This is a genomic window from Flavobacterium sp. CFS9 (assembly GCF_041154745.1).
Classification (GTDB): domain Bacteria; phylum Bacteroidota; class Bacteroidia; order Flavobacteriales; family Flavobacteriaceae; genus Flavobacterium.
Genome location: NZ_AP031573.1, coordinates 2,332,694 through 2,354,630, shown reverse-complemented (window position 1 = coordinate 2,354,630; position 21,937 = coordinate 2,332,694). Strand labels below are relative to the sequence as shown.

21 protein-coding genes and 1 pseudogene are annotated in these 21,937 nt (G+C 34.9%); 14 read left to right on the top strand and 8 right to left on the bottom strand.

Features of this window, described 5'->3' with window-relative positions:
• The first annotated feature begins 1 nt into the window (after position 1).
• Positions 2 to 370 (top strand): lipocalin family protein, encoded by a 369-nt coding sequence (locus ACAM30_RS10335; protein ID WP_369618417.1) that lies wholly within the window; start codon positions 2 to 4, stop codon positions 368 to 370.
• A 248-nt stretch (positions 371 to 618) separates the two neighbouring features.
• Here ACAM30_RS10335 and ACAM30_RS10330 read toward each other — a convergent pair whose 3' ends face one another.
• On the bottom strand, positions 619 to 1,665 hold the full coding sequence (locus ACAM30_RS10330; RefSeq protein WP_369618416.1) for an NAD(P)-dependent alcohol dehydrogenase: 1,047 nt from the start codon (positions 1,663 to 1,665) through the stop codon (positions 619 to 621).
• A gap of 101 nt (positions 1,666 to 1,766) precedes the next feature.
• Positions 1,767 to 3,014 carry an ABC transporter permease gene (locus tag ACAM30_RS10325; protein WP_369618415.1) on the bottom strand — a complete coding sequence of 416 codons (1,248 nt, stop codon included), beginning with the start codon at positions 3,012 to 3,014 and terminating at the stop codon, positions 1,767 to 1,769.
• A 166-nt stretch (positions 3,015 to 3,180) separates the two neighbouring features.
• On the opposite strand from ACAM30_RS10325, the gene purH reads away from it, so the two are divergent.
• From purH to rodA, 6 genes are all read left to right on the top strand, one after another.
• Positions 3,181 to 4,707, top strand: a complete 1,527-nt coding sequence (gene purH / locus ACAM30_RS10320) for a bifunctional phosphoribosylaminoimidazolecarboxamide formyltransferase/IMP cyclohydrolase (protein WP_369618414.1) — start codon at positions 3,181 to 3,183, stop codon at positions 4,705 to 4,707.
• Between the two features lie 54 nt (positions 4,708 to 4,761).
• Complete coding sequence (locus tag ACAM30_RS10315; protein ID WP_017498379.1) at positions 4,762 to 5,790, top strand: rod shape-determining protein; 1,029 nt, start codon at positions 4,762 to 4,764, stop codon at positions 5,788 to 5,790.
• A 108-nt stretch (positions 5,791 to 5,898) separates the two neighbouring features.
• On the top strand, positions 5,899 to 6,723 hold the full coding sequence (mreC, locus tag ACAM30_RS10310) for a rod shape-determining protein MreC (RefSeq protein ID WP_369618413.1): 825 nt from the start codon (positions 5,899 to 5,901) through the stop codon (positions 6,721 to 6,723).
• Positions 6,716 to 7,222 carry a hypothetical protein gene (locus tag ACAM30_RS10305; RefSeq protein WP_026110182.1) on the top strand — a complete coding sequence of 169 codons (507 nt, stop codon included), beginning with the start codon at positions 6,716 to 6,718 and terminating at the stop codon, positions 7,220 to 7,222. The genes mreC and ACAM30_RS10305 overlap by 8 nt, the downstream gene beginning before the upstream one ends.
• The gene (gene mrdA / locus ACAM30_RS10300) at positions 7,219 to 9,183 is read left to right on the top strand and encodes a penicillin-binding protein 2 (protein WP_369618412.1); all 1,965 of its coding nucleotides are present in this window, start codon (positions 7,219 to 7,221) and stop codon (positions 9,181 to 9,183) included. Before ACAM30_RS10305 ends, mrdA begins: the two co-directional genes overlap by 4 nt.
• 15 nt (positions 9,184 to 9,198) lie before the next feature.
• Entirely contained in the window at positions 9,199 to 10,434 is a 1,236-nt protein-coding gene (gene rodA, locus ACAM30_RS10295) for a rod shape-determining protein RodA (protein WP_369618411.1), read from the top strand.
• A gap of 210 nt (positions 10,435 to 10,644) precedes the next feature.
• On the opposite strand, the gene ACAM30_RS10290 is transcribed toward rodA, so the two are convergent.
• The 6 genes and pseudogenes from ACAM30_RS10290 to xrtF all read right to left on the bottom strand — a co-directional run bounded on the left by ACAM30_RS10290 (position 10,645) and on the right by xrtF (position 14,855).
• On the bottom strand, positions 10,645 to 11,325 hold the full coding sequence (locus ACAM30_RS10290; protein ID WP_369618410.1) for a DedA family protein: 681 nt from the start codon (positions 11,323 to 11,325) through the stop codon (positions 10,645 to 10,647).
• Positions 11,326 to 11,454: 129 nt separating this feature from the next.
• A complete protein-coding gene (locus ACAM30_RS10285; RefSeq protein WP_369618409.1) occupies positions 11,455 to 11,796 on the bottom strand; it encodes a heavy-metal-associated domain-containing protein in 342 nt (113 codons plus the stop codon).
• A 164-nt stretch (positions 11,797 to 11,960) separates the two neighbouring features.
• A pseudogene (locus ACAM30_RS10280) lies at positions 11,961 to 13,327 on the bottom strand (TonB-dependent receptor).
• A 111-nt stretch (positions 13,328 to 13,438) separates the two neighbouring features.
• Positions 13,439 to 13,837: a hypothetical protein gene (locus ACAM30_RS10275; RefSeq protein ID WP_369618408.1), complete on the bottom strand. Its 399-nt coding sequence runs from the start codon at positions 13,835 to 13,837 to the stop codon at positions 13,439 to 13,441.
• Positions 13,838 to 13,882: 45 nt separating this feature from the next.
• Positions 13,883 to 14,329, bottom strand: a complete 447-nt coding sequence (locus tag ACAM30_RS10270; protein ID WP_369618407.1) for an exosortase F system-associated protein — start codon at positions 14,327 to 14,329, stop codon at positions 13,883 to 13,885.
• A complete protein-coding gene (gene xrtF / locus ACAM30_RS10265; RefSeq protein WP_369618406.1) occupies positions 14,319 to 14,855 on the bottom strand; it encodes an exosortase family protein XrtF in 537 nt (178 codons plus the stop codon). The genes ACAM30_RS10270 and xrtF overlap by 11 nt, the downstream gene beginning before the upstream one ends.
• Positions 14,856 to 14,926: 71 nt before the next feature.
• Between xrtF and ACAM30_RS10260 the strand changes: the two genes are divergently transcribed.
• The 7 genes from ACAM30_RS10260 to ACAM30_RS10230 all read left to right on the top strand — a co-directional run bounded on the left by ACAM30_RS10260 (position 14,927) and on the right by ACAM30_RS10230 (position 21,734).
• On the top strand, positions 14,927 to 15,382 hold the full coding sequence (locus tag ACAM30_RS10260) for a GAF domain-containing protein (RefSeq protein WP_369618405.1): 456 nt from the start codon (positions 14,927 to 14,929) through the stop codon (positions 15,380 to 15,382).
• A 156-nt stretch (positions 15,383 to 15,538) separates the two neighbouring features.
• Positions 15,539 to 15,805 carry a 30S ribosomal protein S15 gene (gene rpsO, locus ACAM30_RS10255; RefSeq protein ID WP_007804772.1) on the top strand — a complete coding sequence of 89 codons (267 nt, stop codon included), beginning with the start codon at positions 15,539 to 15,541 and terminating at the stop codon, positions 15,803 to 15,805.
• 163 nt (positions 15,806 to 15,968) lie between these two features.
• A complete protein-coding gene (locus tag ACAM30_RS10250) occupies positions 15,969 to 18,104 on the top strand; it encodes a polyribonucleotide nucleotidyltransferase (RefSeq protein WP_369618404.1) in 2,136 nt (711 codons plus the stop codon).
• Between the two features lie 212 nt (positions 18,105 to 18,316).
• On the top strand, positions 18,317 to 18,709 hold the full coding sequence (locus ACAM30_RS10245) for a hypothetical protein (RefSeq protein WP_369618403.1): 393 nt from the start codon (positions 18,317 to 18,319) through the stop codon (positions 18,707 to 18,709).
• Positions 18,710 to 19,002: 293 nt separating this feature from the next.
• Positions 19,003 to 20,544, top strand: a complete 1,542-nt coding sequence (locus tag ACAM30_RS10240; protein WP_369618402.1) for an ATP-binding protein — start codon at positions 19,003 to 19,005, stop codon at positions 20,542 to 20,544.
• Positions 20,537 to 21,283, top strand: coding sequence for a LytTR family DNA-binding domain-containing protein (locus ACAM30_RS10235; RefSeq protein WP_264532082.1), 747 nt, complete (start codon positions 20,537 to 20,539; stop codon positions 21,281 to 21,283). Before ACAM30_RS10240 ends, ACAM30_RS10235 begins: the two co-directional genes overlap by 8 nt.
• Before the next feature lie 199 nt (positions 21,284 to 21,482).
• Positions 21,483 to 21,734 carry a hypothetical protein gene (locus tag ACAM30_RS10230; RefSeq protein ID WP_264532081.1) on the top strand — a complete coding sequence of 84 codons (252 nt, stop codon included), beginning with the start codon at positions 21,483 to 21,485 and terminating at the stop codon, positions 21,732 to 21,734.
• Positions 21,735 to 21,937 lie beyond the last annotated feature (203 nt).

Here is a 21,937-nt window from a genome sequence, read left to right as displayed (position 1 = left end):
CATGAAAAAAATTGTTTTTTTAGCGCTAATTGCATTAGCTTCGTTTACAATCCAGGCACAAACTTCAAAAGAACTTATTGGAAAATGGCAACTGGTAAAACTTACCAAAAATGGAAAAGAGAAGGATATAAAAGAAAAATTCAAAACCGATCAGGTTTTTCAGGTCTTTAACGAAGATGGAAAATTTACCGGAATTAATGGAGACAAAAGCACCAACGGTAAATGGAAACTTTCAAAAAACAATGATGTCTTAACTGTTACAGTTGATTTAATACCTGTGAAATTTCAAATTGAATACTTCGACAGCCAAAAACGTGTTATTACACAAGAGCAGCTTGGAACACTGGAATACAAAAAGGTAGACAACTAACAAAGTAAAATCCTTACCTAAACCATACACGATATTAACAAAGACAAAAGTCTGTAAAGCTCTAAAACAAGCTTTACAGACTTTTCTTTTATACGATTAAACTCCAAAGGAGCATTATATCTATAGCCAAGAACATTCAATCCAGGCAAAAGCTCCAACGGAGCGACATGTATAAACAATCGGATAGCGCAATTTAAAAATCAGACCAAAAAACCTTTGAATCTTTGCCTCTCTGAACCTTAAAGAAGCTACTTCAAAGAAGCCATATCAATCACAAAACGATATTTCACATCGCTTTTATTCATTCGGTCGTAAGCTTCATTAATGTACCCCATATCGATGATCTCAACATCAGAAGTAATATTATGCTCGGCGCAGTAATCCAGCATTTCCTGAGTTTCTCTGATTCCTCCAATTAAACTTCCTATGATACTTCTTCTTTTCATGATTAAAGTAAAAACAGGAATCTCAGCAGGTGCTGGCGGAGCACCTACTACAATCATGGTTCCGTTTGTGGTTAACAAATTCAGATATGCATTATGATCGTGTTTGGCAGAAACTGTATTCAGAATAAAATCGAAACTATTAGCAAGCGACTCCATTGTTTCCGGATTTGAGGTTAAAGCAAAATGATGCGCACCTAACTTTTTAGCATCGGCTTCTTTTGAAGGAGAGTGACTCAACATCGTAACTTCGGCACCAAAAGCAACTGCAAATTTTACAGCCATATGACCTAATCCGCCAAGTCCTAGAACTCCAACTTTATGCCCTTTGCCCACTTTTAAATAACGCAAAGGCGAATAAGTGGTAATTCCGGCGCACAATAACGGAGCAACTCCTTTAATATCGAGTTTCTCAGAAACGTGAAGTGTATAACTTTCATCTACAATAATACTGGTTGAATATCCTCCTTTAGTCGGAATATCCGTTCCTCTTTCAACACCATTATAAGTTCCGGTCATTCCTTCATCACAAAATTGCTCTTCACCGGACAGACAGCTTGGACACACTCTGCATGAATCTACAAAGCATCCCACTCCTGCCAACTCTCCAATTTTAAACTTAGAAACTTCGCTTCCAACAGCTACGATTCGGCCTACAATTTCGTGCCCGGGAACTAAAGGGTAATTTACAGGCCCCCAATCCCCTTTTGCGGTATGAATATCAGAATGGCATACACCACTGTACAAAATTTCTATCTGAACCTGATGGGCACCCACCTCTTTTCTTTCAAACGTGTAGGGTTTTAACGGATTAACAGCATCATAGGCTGCATAAGCTTTAACTGGTATCATATAGTATCGCTTTTTAAGTTAGGGTATTAAAATTACGATAAAATTCAACAGCAAAGCCAAAATAATAAGGGTTAAAAATTGATTTTTTTTTAGCAGAATGCCTACATCCCAGTTCGAATGGCTTCAACCGGATCCAAATTTGCCGCAGAGATTGCCGGCAATATTCCTGAAATCAGACCGATAAGCGCAGCAAGTCCGGTTCCTAAAATTATATTCCCGAAACTAAGAACAAATTCAAAATCAAGCACTTTTGTTAAGACCAGTGCAATTCCCCATACCATCACCAAACCTATTATTCCACCAATAACAGAAAGAATTACTGCTTCGAACAAAAACTGAAACAAAATAAATCGGTTTTTAGCCCCCAATGATTTCTGAATTCCGATCAGGTTAGTTCTTTCTTTTACGGATACAAACATAATATTGGCAATTCCAAAACCACCCACCAAAAGAGAAAATCCACTGATGATCCATCCAACAACATTCATCTGTCCTAAAATTCCATCTATAAAATCGGTAAATCCGGAAAGTACATTAATAAAAAAATTATCTATTTCCCCAGCTTTCATCCCACGAATAGCTCTTAATTTTTGTGCCACCTGTGCCTTATAAGCATCCATATCTATCCCTTTTACAGGTTTCACCACAATTACAGGTGTCATGGCATCACTATCACCATACATTCGGCGTAAAAAATTAGCCGGCAAATAAACTGATGTATCATTACTGTCTCCAAAAAAACCGGCTCCCTGTTTTGCAATTACACCAATTACATTAAAACGCTGTCCGTACAAACGAATGCTTTTCCCAATAGGATCACTTGTACCGAAAAGCCCTTCAGCAATTTCATAACCCAAAACAATAACGGCCGAACCGGAATTCGACTCAGATTCGGTATAGAACCTCCCTTTATCAAAACTTATTCCTTCAATATCAACAATTTCATTCGACGAAGGAACAATATTTACATCACTTACTGTTTTTGAATCGTATTTTAAACTTTCGTGTTTTACAAAAAGCTGATACGCCACCTGATCTGTATTGGTCAGTGCATTCTTCAGCCCTACATATTCATCGTATTTTACGTTTGGAAACTGATCTCTTTTCCATTGTGGAATTTCTGATGGTCCAAAACTAAACTTCATTAAATAAATCGTATTTTTATCTAAGCTGCTCAAATCTTTAGAAATTTTACGATCTAAAGAATCGACTGCCGCCAAAACAGCAATAATCGAAAAAATCCCGATTGTAACACCTAATAACGACAACAACGTTCGCAGTTTATTATTTCGCAGCGCATTTACAGCAAAACCCAAACTTTCTTTTAATAATCTTAGATAAACAAGCATATAGTCGTATTTTTCAATAAAGTAAAATTCAATAATTTAAAATCAAAAACCTAATAAAAGTTAACTTACTCATCAGTAGATTTTTTTAGCATAATGTTACATTAATTTTCTTTAAAATAATATATAAAAAAACTACTTTTGCAGTCTCAAAAATCATAACTACACGATGAGCACAACTAAAACAATACAATCGGCATTAATATCTGTTTTTTCAAAAGACGGTTTAGAGCCAATCGTTAGAAAATTACACGAACAAAACGTTACACTTTACTCGACCGGAGGAACCGAAGATTTTATAAAAAACCTTGGTATTCCTGTAGTTCCTGTTGAAGACATTACTTCTTTCCCTGAAATTCTTGGAGGAAGAGTAAAAACACTTCACCCGAAAATCTTTGGTGGAATTTTGAACCGTCAGGATAACGAAAGTGACGTTCAGCAAATGAAAGAATTTGATATCCCTCAGATTGATTTAGTAATTGTTGATTTGTATCCGTTTGAAAAAACAGTTGCCTCAGGTGCAGGTGAACAAGATATTATTGAAAAAATTGACATTGGCGGAATTTCATTGATCCGTGCCGGTGCAAAAAACTTCAAAGACACTGTAATTGTTGCTTCGGTAAATGAATACAGCTTGCTTTTAGATTTGATTACAGAACAAAATGGAGCCACTACTCTTGAAAACAGAAGATTGTTTGCTACTAAAGCATTCCACGTTTCATCTCACTACGACGGAGCTATTTTTAACTATTTCAACACTGACGAAACCATTTACAAAGAAAGTATTGCAGATGGTCAGGTTTTAAGATATGGTGAAAATCCTCATCAAAAAGGATTCTTCTTTGGTGATTTTGACGCTATGTTCAAAAAAGTTCACGGAAAAGAATTATCATACAACAACTTACTGGATGTTGATGCTGCAGTAAACCTAATTAATGAGTTTAAAACTAACGGTCCAACATTTGCCATTTTAAAACACAATAATGCATGTGGTTTAGCTTCAAGAAAAACAATTAGCGAAGCGTATTTAGCAGCGCTTGCTTGTGATCCAACATCTGCTTTTGGTGGAGTTTTGATTGCAAACACTAAAATTGATGTAGCAACAGCAGAAGAAATCAACAAACTATTCTGCGAAGTGGTAATCGCTCCAAGTTATGACGAAGAGGCAATTACAATACTACAAGAAAAGAAAAACAGAATCATTTTAATTCAAAATGAAGTTGAATTACCGGCAAGACAAGTAAGAACATGTCTTAACGGATTGTTAATTCAGGACAGAAATAATATTACAGATACTAAAGAGCATTTAAAAACCGTTACTATTACTGAGCCTACAGCTGAAGAAATAGAAGATTTGATATTTGCTTCAAAAATTTGTAAAAACACCAAATCAAATACAATCGTATTTGCTAAAAACGGAACTTTAATTTCGTCAGGAACAGGTCAGACTTCAAGAGTTGACGCTTTAGTTCAGGCAGTTGACAAAGCAAAAGCTTTTGGATTTGATTTAACCGGTGCTTCGATGGCAAGTGATGCATTTTTCCCATTTCCGGATTGTGTAGAATTAGCCAAAAAAGCAGGAATAACTGCTGTTATTCAGCCAGGAGGCTCAATAAAAGACGAATTAAGCATAAATTATTGCAATGAAAACAATCTTGCAATGGTATTTACGGGAACACGTCATTTTAAACATTAATTTGTTTAACTTTGTTCAAAATAATTTATAACATTTTAAACCCCTAAAAAACTTATGGGATTTTTTGATTTCATGACCGAGGATATTGCGATAGACCTTGGTACCGCAAACACTTTAATCATTCATAATGATAAAGTTGTTATTGATAGTCCGTCGATCGTTGCACGTGATAGAATATCAGGCAAAATCATTGCTGTTGGTAAGGAAGCCAATATGATGCAAGGTAAAACACATGAAAACATAAAGACCATAAGGCCTTTGAAAGACGGTGTAATTGCTGATTTTGATGCTTCGGAAAAGATGATCAACATGTTCATCAAAAGCATTCCTGCATTAAAAAAACGCATGTTTACTCCGGCTTTAAGAATGGTGGTTTGTATTCCTTCAGGTATTACCGAAGTGGAGATGAGAGCGGTAAAAGAATCTTGTGAAAGAGTAAACGGAAAAGAAGTTTACTTAATTCACGAGCCAATGGCAGCAGCGATTGGTATCGGTATCGATATCATGCAGCCAAAAGGAAACATGATTGTTGATATTGGAGGTGGTACGACAGAAATTGCCGTTATTGCATTAGGTGGAATTGTATGTGACAAATCTGTAAAAATTGCAGGTGACGTTTTCACAAACGATATTGTTTATTACATGCGTACACAACACAACCTTTTTGTTGGAGAAAGTACTGCAGAGAAAATAAAAATTCAAATTGGTGCCGCAATCGAAGATTTAGACGGACCACCGGAAGACATGTCAGTTCAGGGTAGAGACTTACTTACGGGGAAACCAAAACAAGTAGATGTTTCTTACCGTGAAATTGCAAAAGCATTAGACAAATCGATTCAGCGTATTGAAGATGCGGTAATGGAGACATTATCTCAGACTCCGCCGGAATTAGCAGCTGATATTTACAACACAGGTATTTATTTAGCTGGTGGTGGATCGATGTTAAGAGGTCTTGACAAACGTATTTCGCAAAAAACAGATTTACCTGTTTACATTGCTGAAGATCCGTTAAGAGCTGTTGTTCGTGGAACCGGAATGGCACTTAAAAACATTACAAAGTTCAAAAGTATCTTAATCAAATAAGATTCGTAATAACAATCCATATATTTTATCAGAGCCAAATTGAAACGTTTGGCTCTGATTAAATTTGAAACCAAAAGCATATCCTGAAACAAAATAACCACACAAGAAATGCAGCAAATTTTTAATTTCATTATAAGAAACAGTAATCGATTGCTGTTTTTGCTGCTTTTAGGTATTTCGTTGGCACTCACAGTTCAGTCTCATTCTTACCACAGAAGCAAAATAATCAGTTCAGCTAATTTTCTAAGCGGAGGTGTTTATGAAAGAATCAATCGCGTAAATGAATATTTGAATTTAAGAACTGAAAATGACGAACTTGTACTTGAAAACGCAAGATTAAAAAGTCTATTATTCAACAAACAAGACACCACAAAACTACCTTTGGCAGACAGCGTAAAAGGAGTTAAACCTGCGGATATCATTGTTTCAAAAGTAATTCACAACTCTTATAACACACACGAAAATTTCATCACGCTTAACTCAGGGGCAAACGATGGCGTTAAACCGGATATGGGAGTAATCAATAGTTTAGGAATTATTGGTATTATTGATGATACTTCACCAAGATATGCGACTGTAGTAAGTATTTTGAATACAAAATCTCAAATCAATGCCAAGATTAAAAAATCCAATCATTTCGGATCATTGACCTGGGATGGTAAAAGCACCGGATTTGCACAGTTAAGAGATGTTCCAAGATTAGCCTCTATCAGAAAAGGAGATACCATCGTAACTGGAGGGCAATCTGTGATCTTCCCTGAAGGAATCAACATTGGAACTGTTGACAAGATTTATATTGAGAAAAACACAAGTTACTACGTTATAAATGTTAAGCTGTTTAACGATATGACCAACTTGGGACACGTATACATCATCAAGAGCAAGGACAGAGAAGAACTTATTAATTTAGAAAACAAGGAGAAAAATGAATAGCGCTTTGTTACTCAATATTTTTCGATTTATTATGTTACTAGCAATTCAGGTTGTTATTTTCAATAATATGAATTTTTTAGGGTACATAAGTCCCTTCCCATATATCTTGTACATTATTTTGTATCCGGTAAACAGCAACCGAACAGGCTTGATTGTATCCAGCTTCCTACTTGGAATTATCATGGACATGTTTTGCAATTCGGGCGGAATTCATGCAGCAGCGTGCCTGGTACTTGCTTATTACAGGCCTTATATTTTTAAATTCTCTTTTGGACTTAGCTACGAATATCAGACTATTAAACTAAATGATTCCTTAACTCCCGAACGATTTTCGTTTATTTTAGTTTCTGTTGTACTACACCACATCGTGTTGTTTATTCTTGAAGCTTTTCAGTTTAAATTTATTCTGGACGTTTTGCTTCGAACTTTATTTAGTTCGATTTTTACCATAATCACCTCAATTATCATAATTTACCTTATTAAGCCTAATAAACGATGAGAAAAGTTTTGCTGCCCTCTTTAATTATTATTGCAGCATCCTTGCTAGTGATCAGGATCTTTTATTTGCAAATTATCGATGATTCGTTTAAGTTAAAATCCGAAAATAATGCCATAAAGAAAAAGTATGACTATCCGGAAAGAGGTTATATTTATGATCGACATGGAAAATTATTAGTTGCCAATCAGGCTTCTTACGATATCATGGTAATTCCGAGAGAAATCAAAGAAGACCTTAACGTTGGTGAATTTTGCACCTTATTAAACATTACCAGAGAAGAATACGACAAAAGAATTGCTAAGGCCAAGGTATACAGCCCAAGACTGCCTTCGGTATTTTTAGCACAGCTGAACAAAAACGAGTTTGCTGCTTTTCAGGAAAAGATTAGAAAATATGAAGGCTTTTATTTCCAAAAGCGTTCTCTTCGTGACTACGAAGTAGATTACGGTGCCAACATCTTCGGTTTTATCACACAGGTAAACGAACGATTGATTGCTAAAAACCCATATTACAATAGTGGAGATTTAATTGGAATGCAAGGTGTTGAACAAAGTTACGAGGAAATTCTACGCGGTATAAAAGGTGTAAAATACATCCAAAAAGACAAATACAACAGAGAAATCGGCTCTTACAAAGAAGGTAAATACGACACCATTGCTGTAGCAGGAGAAGATATCAACTTAACAATTGATGCTGAACTTCAAAAATACGGAGAAGAGTTAATGATCAATAAAAGAGGAGGAATTGTCGCTATCGAGCCTAAAAGTGGTGAGATTTTGGCATTGGTAACTGCTCCTTCTTATGATCCCGGAATTTTAGTTGGAAGACAACGCTCTAAAAACTATACGCTTTTATATCACGATTCAATCGCAAAACCGCTGTACGACAGAGGGCTTCTCGCTGAGTACCCACCTGGTTCTCCGTTTAAAATCCTAACGGGTCTGGTTGCTTTACAGGAAGGTGTTATCAACGAGCAGACTACTTTTATGTGCCACCATGGATTTAGCTATGGTAGAGGACGTTTTATGAAATGTCACGGATTTGGCCCACATCAATTGCACAATGGGATTTACAACTCCTGCAATACCTATTTTGCACAATCTTACATGTTAACCATTAACAAATATAACAATCCTGCAAAGGCAGTAGATGTGTGGAGCGATCACATTAAAAGTTTCGGTTTGGGACAATTTATGGGCTATGACTTGCCAACAGGTAAGAGAGGAAATATCCCAACATCAAAAACATATAAAAGAATTTACCCGAACGGAGGCTGGAGAAGCACAACCATCGTATCGAATGCTATCGGTCAGGGAGAAGTCCTAATGACCCCTATTCAATTAGCCAATATGATGGCAACTGTAGCCAATCAGGGATACTATTATACTCCTCACATCATTAAAAAGATCGAAGGAAAGAAAATTGATGCTAAGTTCACCACCAAACACGTCACCACAATTGACCAAAAATATTTCCCACCGGTCATAAGCGGTTTATTTGATGTTTACAACAAAGGAACAGCTTACGCACTTAGAGTTGAAGGTATTGATATTTGTGGAAAAACGGGTACTGCAGAAAATTTTGCAAAAATTAACGGTAAAAGAACACAGCTGAAAGATCACTCCATATTTGTGGCTTTTGCACCAAAGGATAATCCAAAAATTGCAATTGCAGTAATGATTGAAAATGGAGGATTTGGAGCAACAGTTGCCGGTCCGATTGCCAGTTTAATGATCGAAAAATATCTGAGACATAAAATTACAAGAACCGATTTAGAAACACGGGTTTTAAACAGAAGCTTAGCCAGTGAATATGCGAAACTGGGCGGTATGAACGAAGCCAGCGCCATTGAATCGACGCCAAAAGATTCTACTTTAAAAGCTAAAATTGTTCCCGTTAAACCGGTGACACCTAAAGCAGAAGTTAAGAAAACAGTATCAGACACCACTAAAAAGAACTAACAAAGATTATTTCAAATGAAAAATCAAAGTGTAAAAAATAACATTGACTGGATAAGCGTTTTTATCTACATTTCGTTGGTGATATTAGGGTGGCTCAATATCTATTCTTCCTCTTTATTATCAACCGAAGGAACTTACCAAAAGCAATTGATCTTTATTGGATGTACCATTCCTTTGATTTTTGTGGTGCTTTTTGTAGATGGAAAGTTTTACGAGAAATATGCGACTATTATTTTTGGAGTTTCGCTATTGTCATTGGCCGGTTTGTTCTTATTCGGAAAAACTATCGCAGGACAAAGATGCTGGTACGCCATTGGAAGTTTTACTTTGCAGCCGTCTGAGTTTGCCAAAGCAGCTACTTCATTGGCATTGGCCAAATATTTAAGTGATACTCAGATCAATCTGAAAGACACTAACAGGCAGCTTCAGGCTTTGGCTATTGTATTTTCACCTGTATTATTAATTTTACCTCAACCCGACCCGGGAAGTGCCTTAATTTATAGCATTTTTATCATAGTTCTGTATAGAGAAGGACTACCATCCTGGTACGTATGGACCGGATTCATTACAATTCTATTATTTGTATTGACACTCGTTCTGGAACCTTATGTTGTTATTTTATTGGCCTTGGGAGTACTAACAATCATACATTTCAAAGGAAGAGTAGTTGACCGAAATATTATTTTAAGCGGTATTCTTTTAGCCGTCATTTCAGCTTTTGTTTTCTCTGTCGATTATGTTTTCGACCACGTTTTCAAACAGCACCACCGTGACCGTTTTAATATCTTATTAGGAAAAACTGTAGACATGAAAGGTATTGGATACAACACCAATCAGTCTGAAATTGCTATTGGATCCGGAGGGTGGATTGGAAAAGGTTTCCTTGAAGGAACTCAAACCAAAGGAGGATTCGTTCCTGAACAGCATACCGATTATATCTTCACAACGGTTGGCGAAGAATGGGGGTTTGCAGGATCTTTAGCCGTAATTTTACTTTTTGCCGGTTTACTTCTAAGAATTATTTACTTAGCCGAAAGACAGAAAACAAAATTCAGCAGAGTATACGGGTATTGTGTTGCCGGAATTTTGTTTATACACTTCTTTGTTAACATTGCCATGGTTATTGGAATTTTCCCAACAATTGGGGTTCCTCTGCCTTTCTTTTCTTATGGAGGTTCCGGACTCTGGGGATTCACAATTTTGCTGTTTATCTTCTTAAAAATGGATGCCAATAAGGTGAATGAATGGTAGTTTTTTTAAAGTGGCTAAGACTCTGAGACGCTAAGGGGCTAAGTTTTTTTTTGGGGTCAAGGTAGACAATCTCACTTACCACCTCTTACAACTCACCTTTTACATCTTACAGCTCACATTTCACGAGAAACATTTCACGAGAAAAACATAACATATAAAAAAAGTCCGAAACTTAACTGTTTCGGACTTTTTTATAGATTTATATTTGAATTATACTTTTTCGCTTGGTCTCTTTTTAAAGAGTTTGATCAATACCGGAAATGTAGATATGATTACAATTATGATAATAATGTATTCGATGTGATGTTTTAAATCTATTCCTTCTTTCAAAAACACTCCATATAAGTAATGTCCTGCAAAGATTAATATAAACGACCATAAGAAAGAACTTAGCACGTTAAAGAACATAAATTTCTTTTTATCCATTGAAACTATTCCTGCAACAATTGGCGCGAAAGTTCTGAAAATTGGAAGAAAACGTGCGTAGATAATTGCTTTTCCGCCGTATTTCTCAAAGAAGTCTTTTGATTGTAATAAATATTTCTTCTTAAACCAGAAAGAGTCTTCTTTTTTAAACAAATAATAACCGCTTTTGGCTCCAAACCAATATCCGGTCATATTTCCTAAAACTCCCATTATAGCAACCAGAGTTGAAAGTATAAATACGTTAAGGAAATCCGTCGGAATATCAACAACATTCTGCATTAAGTCACGACTGTAAATACCTGCTAAGAAAAGTAAACTGTCTCCCGGAAGAAAAAAACCTGCAAAAAGTCCGGTTTCAGCAAAAACTATAAAGAGAACAATAAATAAACCAATTTGAACCCCTCCAATGCTTAATGTTATATAAAATTCAGGGTTGATTAATTGAGTCCAATCAAAATTATTCATAAATGCGTTTGGTTATATTTATAAGGTGGTGAAATTAACAATAATTTGCTTCAACCACAATTAAAAGCCATATTTTAAAGATAAATTAACTATTAAAAGCCCGGATATAAACCCGGGCTCTTCTGTTTTTTATTCTCTTACATACTTGCAGCAGGAATGTAAGTTATCATAATCTGCATCCGTAGCTTTAACATCTTTAGTATCATGTCCCACCTTAGCGATAGCGGCATTTAAATCTGCCGGAGATGATTTTTCTTCGTTCAAAATCACCGCAAGCTGATGCGTGTCAATATCCCAGATCGCCGATTTTACACCCGGAACACTAAAAGCGGCTTTTTCAATACGTTTTTTGCATTGCTCACAAGTACCATTGACTTCCGTTGTATACTTTAAATTTTTATTCTTTTTAGTTTGAGCCTGAGCCGAGAATCCTAAAAAAGTTATTAGTGCAATTAAAATTATTCTATTCATCTTATTTATTGTTTAGTGTTATTTTTTTCTTGTGAAATGTTATCTGTAAAATGTGAAAAGTGAAAAGTGAGAAACCTACAATCAATAACATGAGCAAGATAATTTAATAAAACTTCCCATCCCCACATCTTACATCTCACTAATCACATCTCACATTTTTACAATTATTTTATTCTAAATCGCAATCCCGCGTAATACATTTGTCCAAAAATAGGAGCATACGCAACAGAAGCATCAAAATTAGGACCAAATGGATCTGATGCTCCCAAAATAGCTTTTTCCTGCTTATAATTCCCAATATTTTCTCCTCCTACATATACTTCAAAAACAGGAGAAAAAATTCGTGTTACCTGAACATTCATCACCGCATACGAAGGTGAGAAATCAGGGAATTGATCTGTAGCAGGATTTGATGCCGTATAAGGCAATTGTTGTTTTCCTGACCAGTTAAATGTGTAATCAAACTTCCATTGTTTATCATCATTTACTTTGGTTTCGTATTCAAGATTCCCCAAAAAGCGATGCTTCGCCTGTAAAGGTCGCTGAAAAGTCCCTCGCAGATAATCCGTTTGTATATCGTAATACTTATAAGCTGTTCTTAAATTCAGATTATGAATCAATTCGAAATTAAACTCTGCCTGAAAGCTATTGGCAAACGAACTTCCTTTTAAATTATAAAACAAAACATCCTGCGGACTCTGCATCAAATCTACAACTGCCTGATTTTGAAAATCGGTACGATAAAAATCAAATCCAATTTCAGCATTTTTATTGAAAACACGGAACTTCTGAGAAAAACTTACCCCATAATTCCATGCAATCTCAGGATTCAATCCGTAAATTTTTCCACCTTGATCTAAAATTGAAAAAGTTCTCGAGCTTGCAAAAAGCTGCTGATTTTCGGCAAAAATATTAGCCGAACGTTTCCCTCTTCCAGCCGAAACACGAAGCACTCCATATTTCCAGGGATTGTATCGCAGGTGTAAACGCGGCGTAACAAAAACTCCCAATCGATTGTGATTGTCTACTCTTCCACCTAAAATCAAACTAAAATTATCGGTATTATCATAAGTGTACTCAAAAAAAGCTCCGTATTAATTTGTCCGGAAATACTCTCATAACCATTAATAACACTCCCCGCTCCTTTTGTAATCTGAACACTTTCGATCCATGTTCCCGGAGTAAACGATAATCCGTAAGCTTGTGAAGCTCCGCGTACAGAAGGCAGATTCTCTTCGGTGATTAGTAAATAAGGGCTTGTTAAGCCAAGCATTTTAATTTGTTTCGTTCCGGTTAAAGCATCCGAAAAATTCACATCAATGGAGGGATTTGTTTCGAAACTTTCCGCCAGGTTACAGCAGGCTGCTTTTAGTAACTCCTTGCTGGTGATAACAGTAGTATTGGATGTAAGCGTATAGGATTTTTTTATTCCTTTTTGCTTTTTTGTGATTTTTACTTCCTGCAGATCTTCTTGTGAAAACACAGATACAGACAGCAAAAATGCAACAAAAAGCAGTATACTTTTTTGCATAAAAATTGATTTAATGTTAAATAGAAAGCTGTTTCTATGGAATTTCTTCAGAAGGAGAAATAAACCAACAGCATAGCGCAAGCCAAACTGGCCTGGATCTAAACATTAAAATCAGGAATAAAAGATATACTGGTGGTATAATTTAAATAAGGGAGGTGCATTCGCATCAGAATAATACGAGATAACCTGATTGCTTTTGAAATTTGCAATTCCAAGGAAAACAATTGGTTGATATTCCTGAATTGCCATAGGAAAAGCAAACTGGAAGAAAAAAAACTTTAAGGTAGCATCATCCGATTTCTTTTCAAAATGAACTACTTTGTCTTTACAGCAAGATGATTTTTTTTCAGAGGTTCCGCAACAACTCTTTGCCGGAGCTGCCTCAGCAGTCGTATTTAATGAAACCGAAGCAATCTCTCCACCACAATAGTGCACATCAAAAGCAAACCCAATATTGGAAACCAATAATAGGAAAGCTAAAAATAATCCCGTGCACTTCTTTAATTTCATACTGCAAAATTATTTAAAAGACTCCAGAAAAGACTGAATAAACTGTTATTTTTTTAAATTTTGCTGCTGATAATAAAATGCCGGAATAAATAACAACACAAATATGGGCTGAATAATGAACCTTCGCACATAAAAAAGAAGCCAGTTTCCTTCTGCAAAGCACTCGAGAATCACAAAAAACATCCCCAAAAGTATCACAGCAAAAAACACATACAAAAACAAACTAAATTGAAGCATATCCCGATCCTGAAACAAAACATAGATCAATGTCAAAGACAAAATGGTATTCAGGACATAACGGAGTAACAAATTCAGAAAAAGAGTAAAAGTTTTTACCTCGGGAAAAGGGAGATTCTTAAAATCACCGTCAAAATAATCCAAAAAGGGATCATAGAACAGCTGATTTTCAAAAGCTCTGATAACTGCAAAACACAATACAATCGCAATTGCAATTATTAATTTGGACTTATGTTCGAGGATTCTATTTAGCATACTTCGAAAATTTGTTTACCCAAATAATCCACAAAAGAAAAACGAAACCATAAATAATCAAAGGAAACAAAGTTCCGTGCAGGAAATGATCCTGTTCCGGAAAACGAAACAATAAAACCACCAATATTGCAATTCTCGCTACATTTAAAACATAGATAGAGAAAATCCCAAATATTATAAATAACAAAGTGACTTTGAAATTTCCGGAAAAAGCAAGCACAAAAGCGACAAATAAAATCATAACGCTTACCGCATTACAGCCTTCAACAATCCGAACAGAATAGTGCTTATTGTACCAAACCTCCATCCAGGAGTCGGTGAGGCTCTTATGAATCTTAATATCACAACTAAAAGTCTGCATCAATTGTTCGACATTTCGCCCTGCAGTATTGGTTATTTCATCGACTTCATTAGGTCCAAAACCGTTCAAATAAAACTTATATAGCAAAGTGAGTACAATATAGACTGCAAAAAAAGTGCCTATAAAAATGAGGAAGGGTTTAAACTGTACGAGATATTTTTTCAACGAAATTTTTTTTCAAATTTATGTATTTTTTGAGTTTAGCTTTAAATACTTTTGTATAAAATCTTAACATCATGACATTTCAAGAATTACAACCAAAAATAAGCACTATAGTTTCTGACACCGTATTAGTTAGAGACGAAAAATTATTAGCAATTTGCCAGTTATTAAATGAGAATATCGAATACTATAATTGGGTTGGTTTTTATTTTGCTAATCACGAAAACAAAACCTTGCACTTAGGCCCGTATGTGGGAGCAGAAACCGATCATACTGTTATTCCTTTTGGAAAAGGAATCTGCGGTCAGGTAGCCGAAAGTAATGCCAATTTTGTAGTGCCGGATGTTGCGGCTCAGGACAATTATATTGCGTGCAGCTTTACTGTTAAATCTGAAATTGTAGTTCCATTGTTTGTTGACGGAGTAAACATTGGCCAAATTGATATCGACAGTCATGTTATAGATCCGTTTACAGAAGCTGACGAACGATTTTTAGAATTTGTAAATCAGGAAGTAGCTAGATTATTTTAATCAAAATCTTATTCCAAAGAGTTAAATATTACTCTTATATACCAAATGTTTAATTTTTTCAGTATTAAAATTTATTTTTTCGGAAAAAAGTTCTAATTTTGCACCCGTCTTACAAAAGTTGTATGACATACATAAAAATCATTAAATAATATTGGAATGTATTTAACTAAAGAAAAGAAAGAAGAGATTTTCGCACAACACGGTGGTGCAACAAACACTGGAAGCGCAGAAGGTCAGATTGCATTGTTCACTTACAGAATTTCACACTTAACTGAACACTTGAAAAAAAATCGTCACGATTACAACACTGAGCGTTCACTTGTACTATTAGTAGGTAAGAGAAGAGCTTTGTTGGACTACTTGAAAAAGAAAGAGATCAACAGATATCGTGAGATTATCAAAGTATTGAATATCAGAAAATAATCAATATAGAAAAGAGGTGCGAGAGTGCCTCTTTTTGTTTTTACATTACACGCATTTTATAAGAGAAAAAGTTTGGTTTTTCATTGGGTTTTAGAACAATAACTACACACAACAACAACTACAACACAACTAAAACCCATTGTATAATCAAAAAGGAAAAATTATGATTCCACAATTATTTGTAGAAAAAATCGATTTAGGTGATGGCAGAAGCATCACAATCGAGACGGGACGTTTGGCCAAACAAGCAGACGGTTCTGTAGTAGTAAGAATGGGCGACACTATGATTCTTGCAACAGCAGTTTCAGCTCGCACTTCAAACCCGGGCGTTGATTTTTTACCCTTAACGGTAGATTATCGCGAAAAATTTGCAGCAGCAGGTCGTTTTCCAGGTGGTTTCTTTAAAAGAGAAGCCCGTCCAAGTGATAGCGAAGTATTGACAATGAGATTAGTTGACCGTGTTTTACGTCCGCTTTTCCCAGACGATTACCATGCTGAAACTCAGGTTATGATTCAATTAATGTCTCATGACGAAGAGGTTATGCCGGACGCTTTAGCTGGTTTAGCGGCATCTGCAGCGTTAGCAGTTTCAGATATCCCTTTTTATAACTTAATTTCTGAAGTACGTGTTGCACGTATCGACGGGAAATTAGTAATCAACCCAAGCAGAGAAGAATTAGAAAAATCTGATATCGACATGATGATTGGAGCTTCTATGGATTCTGTAGCAATGGTTGAAGGTGAGATGAAAGAAATTTCAGAAGCCGAAATGATCGAAGCTATTAAATTTGCTCACGAAGCTATCAAAGTTCAAATTCAGGCACAATACCGTTTACAGGAAGCTTTTGGTAAAAAAGAAATTCGTACTTACGAAGGTGAGAAAGAAAACGAAGAAATTTACAAAAAAGTAAAAGAAGCGGCTTACGATAAAATTTATGCTATTGCAAAAGTTGGTTCTGCTAAACATGAAAGAGGTGCTGCATTTGCTGAAGTAAAAGAAGAAGTAAAAGCTTTATTTACAGAAGAAGAATTAGCTGAAGACGGAGATTTAGTTTCTAAATATTTCTACAAAACAAACAAAGAAGCCGTTCGTAATGTAGTTCTAGAATTAGGTGTTCGTTTAGACGGAAGAAAAACAACAGATATCAGACCAATCTGGTGTGAGACTGACTACTTACCAAGAGTTCACGGATCTTCATTGTTTACACGTGGAGAAACTCAGGCATTAGCAACTGTAACTTTAGGAACTTCAAGAGAAGCAAACCAAATTGATTCTCCATCTGAACAAGGTGAAGAGAAATTCTATTTACACTATAACTTCCCTCCTTTCTCTACTGGTGAAGCAAAACCTCTAAGAGGAACTTCAAGAAGAGAAGTAGGTCACGGTAACTTAGCTCAGAGAGCTTTGAAAAACATGATTCCGGCAGATTGTCCTTACACGATTCGTATTGTTTCTGAAGTATTAGAATCTAACGGTTCTTCTTCTATGGCAACCGTTTGTGCCGGAACAATGGCTTTGATGGATGCAGGAGTTCAAATGGTAAAACCGGTTTCCGGAATTGCTATGGGATTAATTACTGACGGTGAGAAATTTGCTGTATTGTCAGATATTTTAGGAGATGAAGATCACTTAGGAGATATGGACTTTAAAGTAACCGGAACTGCTGATGGTATTACTGCTTGCCAAATGGACATCAAAATTGACGGTTTACGTTACGACATTATGGAGCAGGCTTTAAGTCAGGCTCGTGATGGACGTTTACATATCCTTGGCAAATTAACTGAAACTATTGCTGCACCAAGAGCTGACGTAAAAGCACATGCACCAAAAATCATTACCAAAACTATTCCTGGAAACTTTATTGGAGCATTGATCGGACCTGGTGGAAAAGTAATTCAGGAATTACAAAAAGCTACCGGAACTACTATTGTAATCAACGAAGTTGACGAACAAGGTGTAATCGAGATCTTAGGTACAGATCCTGCCGGAATTGAAACGGTATTGGCAAAAATTGCTTCTATTACTTTCAAACCACAAATGGGAGAAGCTTACGAAGTAAAAGTAATTAAGATGTTAGATTTTGGAGCTGTTGTAGAATATACAGCTGCACCAGGAAACGAAGTTTTATTACACGTATCTGAACTAGCTTGGGAACGTACTGAAAATGTTGCAGACGTAGTTAAAATGGGAGACGTATTCCAAGTGAAATACTTAGGAGTTGATCCTAAAACTAAAAAAGAAAAAGTGTCTAAAAAAGCACTTGTTCCAAGACCTCCACGCGAGGAGAAAAAAGAGTAATCAGATCTTAGTTTACTAAAGGTTTATTCATAGAAAACCCCAATTCATGTATTTGAATTGGGGTTTTTCGTTTCTATGGCATTTTCTAACTAAAATTTAGCCTGGTTACTAGAAAAATCACAAAAAAACACGACAAACCTTACATTTATATGTGAAAATAAAATATCTTTAACACACCAAAAAAACAAATTAATAATCCTTAAAACACCACTATGAACTTCAACGTTACCCAAATCACAAGAATTAATCAGCAAGATTTTGTATTTACAGACAAAAGCAATCTTACTTTCCCAATCCCTCCTTTAGCCTCGGCACAATTTTACAGAAATCAGGGAGTCCTTACCTTAAAAATTTGTGCTACCGTTTACATCAACTCTAAAGATTCAGCTGCCCCATCAGTTGGCACACTAATAGAAAACGACACTAATATCGAAATCTATTTTGATTACAATTGGGACGAAAGCACACCAGACACCTATGATGTTTGGTATATTGAAGTTGATTATATCTCTGATACAGTTAACAATATCAAAACTGTTACATCGTATTTAAGAAATCTCGATCCTGAAACTTCTAGAGGAACTACAACAGGTGTTAACGGATAGTTAGTAAGTACACTTAGTAAATAACATATGGTTTAATTAATTGCATGTCTTTAAATTAAACCATATACCCTGTTTAATGGAAAAGAAAACTAATAAAAATGCAAACAATTAAATCATTTGTTTTCTTGCTAATTTTTCATAGTTCTTTATTTCTTTTTTCTCAAGTAAAACAGACTAATGATATAGGTGAGATATTTTATAAAAAAAGCATAGAATTTAAATCTGAAATAAATTTCAGTAAAGCACAATATTTTTTCAGTAAAAAAAACTGGGATTCTACACTAGTGTATTCTATGAAACAATTAAGTCTTGGCAATAAGCCGGAACTAAATGATTATTGTCATTATTTTAGAGGATATAGCTTAAGAGAATTAAAACTTTTACAAGAAGCAAGAACTGAACTAAATTTAATTTCAAAAAAATTTGTACTATATCAATTAGTCAACTATAAACTAGGAGCGATTTCTTTAGAATTAAAAGAATTTGAAAAAGCGATAAAATTTTTCCAACAAGCCGAGTCTTCATACATAGACAAACAAAAAGATTACAAAATAAGTTCAATTTATGCCAATTTAGGCACTTGTTATTTACATCTAAACAAATTCAAACAAGCAGAATTGTATCTTTTTAAAAGTATTGATCTACAAGAAAAAGAAAAAGATTCACTTACAATCATAAACTCCTATTTAAACATTGCCAATCTTTATTACCTGCAATATAAAGACCAGCAAGCCATTCCATATTTTGAAAAAGCTTATTTTTTATCCAAAAAAGTAAACGATTTTAATAAAAAAAGAGACGCGGCCTTAAATATGGCTGTAGTGGAAGAAAACAGAGGCGATTTTAAAAAAGCTCTGATCTACAGAAAAGAGTTAGGACAATGGAAAGACTCCCTCAACAATCAAAACAAAATCTGGGCTGTTGCTGATTTTGAGAAGAAATTTGCTGTAGCACAGAAACAAAAACAAATAAAAGTACTCGAAGTCGAAAACAAACTTAAAAATGCACAGCGTAACGGTTTATTTTTTGCTGCTGTTGGTCTATTATTAATCTTAACTGCCGGAGTTTATCTCTACGCTCAAAAAGTAAAAAATGGTAAGACCATTTTACGCCAAAAAAATAAACTTGACGAATTAAACGCTACCAAAGATCAATTATTTTCAATTGTAAGTCATGATTTACGTTCGTCTGTAAATGCTTTGAAGACCAGTAACACTAAATTATCTTCCACACTGGAAACCAAAAACTACGATGAATTAAATCACCTCATCATTCAAAACAGTACTATTGCCAATGGCGCTTACACTTTACTGGACAATTTACTGCATTGGGCGATGTTACAAACCAAGCAATTGTACTTTCAAAAAGAATCGATTCACTTGTATTCTATCGTTCAACAAATTGAACACAACTACAAACCATTGCTTCTTGACAAAGCCATTACTTTTGAAAATTCAGTCTCAAAAAATAGTTTTATCTTTGCAGACCTCGATTCGTTAAAAATTGTACTTCGAAATTTATTAGACAATGCTATTAAATTCTCGAATGAAAACAGCAAAATTAGCTTTTACACTCAGGAAACTAGTGCTGATTTTTGTGAACTCGTTATTCAGGACAATGGTATAGGAATGAGCGAAAGCACCATTCAGGAATTACTCGCTGACAATGCTTTACTTGCCAAAAAGAACAACTCAGAAATTATAGGTACTGGTTTAGGTTTGCAGCTATGCAAACAAATGATCAAAAAAAATGGCGGAACACTAGCCATAGAAAGCGAACTCCATACAGGAACTAAAATGATTTTGACTTTCCCAAAAACAAAAAACAATGGATAATATTCATGTATTAATTATAGAAGACACTCCTGAACAAAGCGATGCTCTGTGTAAAGTACTGCTTCAAAACAATTATAAAGTTGTAGGCGTAGCAACTAATTTTGCTGATGCGTTAAAACTCTTTTACGAAAATACCATCGACATTATTATTATTGATATTTTCTTAGACGGAAAACCGGAAGGAATCACATTTGCCGAATCGATCAACATTATTCCAAATGCAGCAAAACCGTTTGTGTTTTTAACCAGCTCGCAAGACCGTCAGATTTTTGAAAAAGCAAAGCTCACAAAACCTTTCAGCTTTTTACTAAAACCTTTCAATGAATTGGAAATTCTTTACGCCATAGAAATGGCTGTAGAAAAGTTTTATGCTCAAACCGAAGTTTTTCAGACGGAAGAACAAGATACTGTGATTAGCAACGACTACTTATTTATAAAAAAGAAGAATTCCTTAAAAAAAGTAGCACTAAATGATATTCTTTACATTGACGTCGAAGAACGCTATTGCAACATCATAACTGAGAAAGAAAAATTTGTAATTCTGATCTCTTTGACAAAAATCAGCAATCTGTTGGATAAAAACAGATTTATAAAAACGCATCGAAACACCATTGTAAACACGAATAAAATTGAAGAAATTATTCTGGCCGATAATCTCATTATTTTAAAAGGGGATCACAAAATAAATCTAAGCGATACCTACAAAGATTTTATAAAAAAGATGAATATTTTGTCATAACAACAGTAAGATTAAGAAATAAAAACGCAGCAAATCCTCTCTATCCGGGAGGATTTTTTTTGTTTTAAAACAAGAATACCCTCCCACAGGGTTAGTGAAAAATTTCATGACAAAGAATTCTGCTTTCATGACATTTTTAATTTCCCTCCCGCAAATCGAAATTACTTTTACACCAAGAAATCCAAATTATAAAATCTAAATGAGAATTGAATTAAACAGACCATCGGACATGAAGCTTTTATCTATATTAAAAAAAATAAAAAACAACCCCTGGGTTGGCGTAACTGTCTCTCTTCTCTTTATCATTCCTTGTTTATATAAAATTCTGGACGATATTACGGTTTTCAGAATTGAATATCTTTTGTTAGCCATCGCATTTCCCGTCTACATCAAATCGCTTAAAAAAATATTTGATGACATTTTAGATACTTCAGACGATTTTTCAGATTAAAAAATAAATTTTGCCCCAATTTTATCGAGACACTTTGGCTTAATTCTTTTAAGCCTGAGTGTTTTTTTTATTTTAAAACCGAATAAATTTCCAAACTCAATAATACCACATAAATCATTCGTTTTTTAAGTCAAAAAATAACAACATGACTGAAATTTAACAAAAACACCATTGTTGTTAATATTTTTTTGATATTTTTGAAG

Excerpts from the sequence above, each read along its gene's own strand:
- ACAM30_RS10245 (WP_369618403.1), top strand. The coding sequence starts at position 18,317 with ATGAACTTCAACGTTACCCAAATCACAAGAATTAATCAGCAAGATTTT.
- ACAM30_RS10335 (WP_369618417.1), top strand. The coding sequence starts at position 2 with ATGAAAAAAATTGTTTTTTTAGCGCTAATTGCATTAGCTTCGTTTACA.
- mrdA (WP_369618412.1), top strand. The coding sequence starts at position 7,219 with ATGAGAAAAGTTTTGCTGCCCTCTTTAATTATTATTGCAGCATCCTTG.
- mreC (WP_369618413.1), top strand. The coding sequence starts at position 5,899 with ATGCAGCAAATTTTTAATTTCATTATAAGAAACAGTAATCGATTGCTG.
- ACAM30_RS10285 (WP_369618409.1), bottom strand. The coding sequence starts at position 11,796 with ATGAATAGAATAATTTTAATTGCACTAATAACTTTTTTAGGATTCTCG.
- ACAM30_RS10330 (WP_369618416.1), bottom strand. The coding sequence starts at position 1,665 with ATGATACCAGTTAAAGCTTATGCAGCCTATGATGCTGTTAATCCGTTA.
- ACAM30_RS10235 (WP_264532082.1), top strand. The coding sequence starts at position 20,537 with ATGGATAATATTCATGTATTAATTATAGAAGACACTCCTGAACAAAGC.
- ACAM30_RS10230 (WP_264532081.1), top strand. The coding sequence starts at position 21,483 with ATGAGAATTGAATTAAACAGACCATCGGACATGAAGCTTTTATCTATA.
- ACAM30_RS10270 (WP_369618407.1), bottom strand. The coding sequence starts at position 14,329 with ATGCTAAATAGAATCCTCGAACATAAGTCCAAATTAATAATTGCAATT.
- ACAM30_RS10325 (WP_369618415.1), bottom strand. The coding sequence starts at position 3,014 with ATGCTTGTTTATCTAAGATTATTAAAAGAAAGTTTGGGTTTTGCTGTA.
- ACAM30_RS10260 (WP_369618405.1), top strand. The coding sequence starts at position 14,927 with ATGACATTTCAAGAATTACAACCAAAAATAAGCACTATAGTTTCTGAC.
- ACAM30_RS10275 (WP_369618408.1), bottom strand. The coding sequence starts at position 13,837 with ATGAAATTAAAGAAGTGCACGGGATTATTTTTAGCTTTCCTATTATTG.
- purH (WP_369618414.1), top strand. The coding sequence starts at position 3,181 with ATGAGCACAACTAAAACAATACAATCGGCATTAATATCTGTTTTTTCA.
- ACAM30_RS10290 (WP_369618410.1), bottom strand. The coding sequence starts at position 11,325 with ATGAATAATTTTGATTGGACTCAATTAATCAACCCTGAATTTTATATA.
- ACAM30_RS10250 (WP_369618404.1), top strand. The coding sequence starts at position 15,969 with ATGATTCCACAATTATTTGTAGAAAAAATCGATTTAGGTGATGGCAGA.
- rpsO (WP_007804772.1), top strand. The coding sequence starts at position 15,539 with ATGTATTTAACTAAAGAAAAGAAAGAAGAGATTTTCGCACAACACGGT.
- ACAM30_RS10240 (WP_369618402.1), top strand. The coding sequence starts at position 19,003 with ATGAAACAATTAAGTCTTGGCAATAAGCCGGAACTAAATGATTATTGT.
- rodA (WP_369618411.1), top strand. The coding sequence starts at position 9,199 with ATGAAAAATCAAAGTGTAAAAAATAACATTGACTGGATAAGCGTTTTT.
- ACAM30_RS10305 (WP_026110182.1), top strand. The coding sequence starts at position 6,716 with ATGAATAGCGCTTTGTTACTCAATATTTTTCGATTTATTATGTTACTA.
- ACAM30_RS10315 (WP_017498379.1), top strand. The coding sequence starts at position 4,762 with ATGGGATTTTTTGATTTCATGACCGAGGATATTGCGATAGACCTTGGT.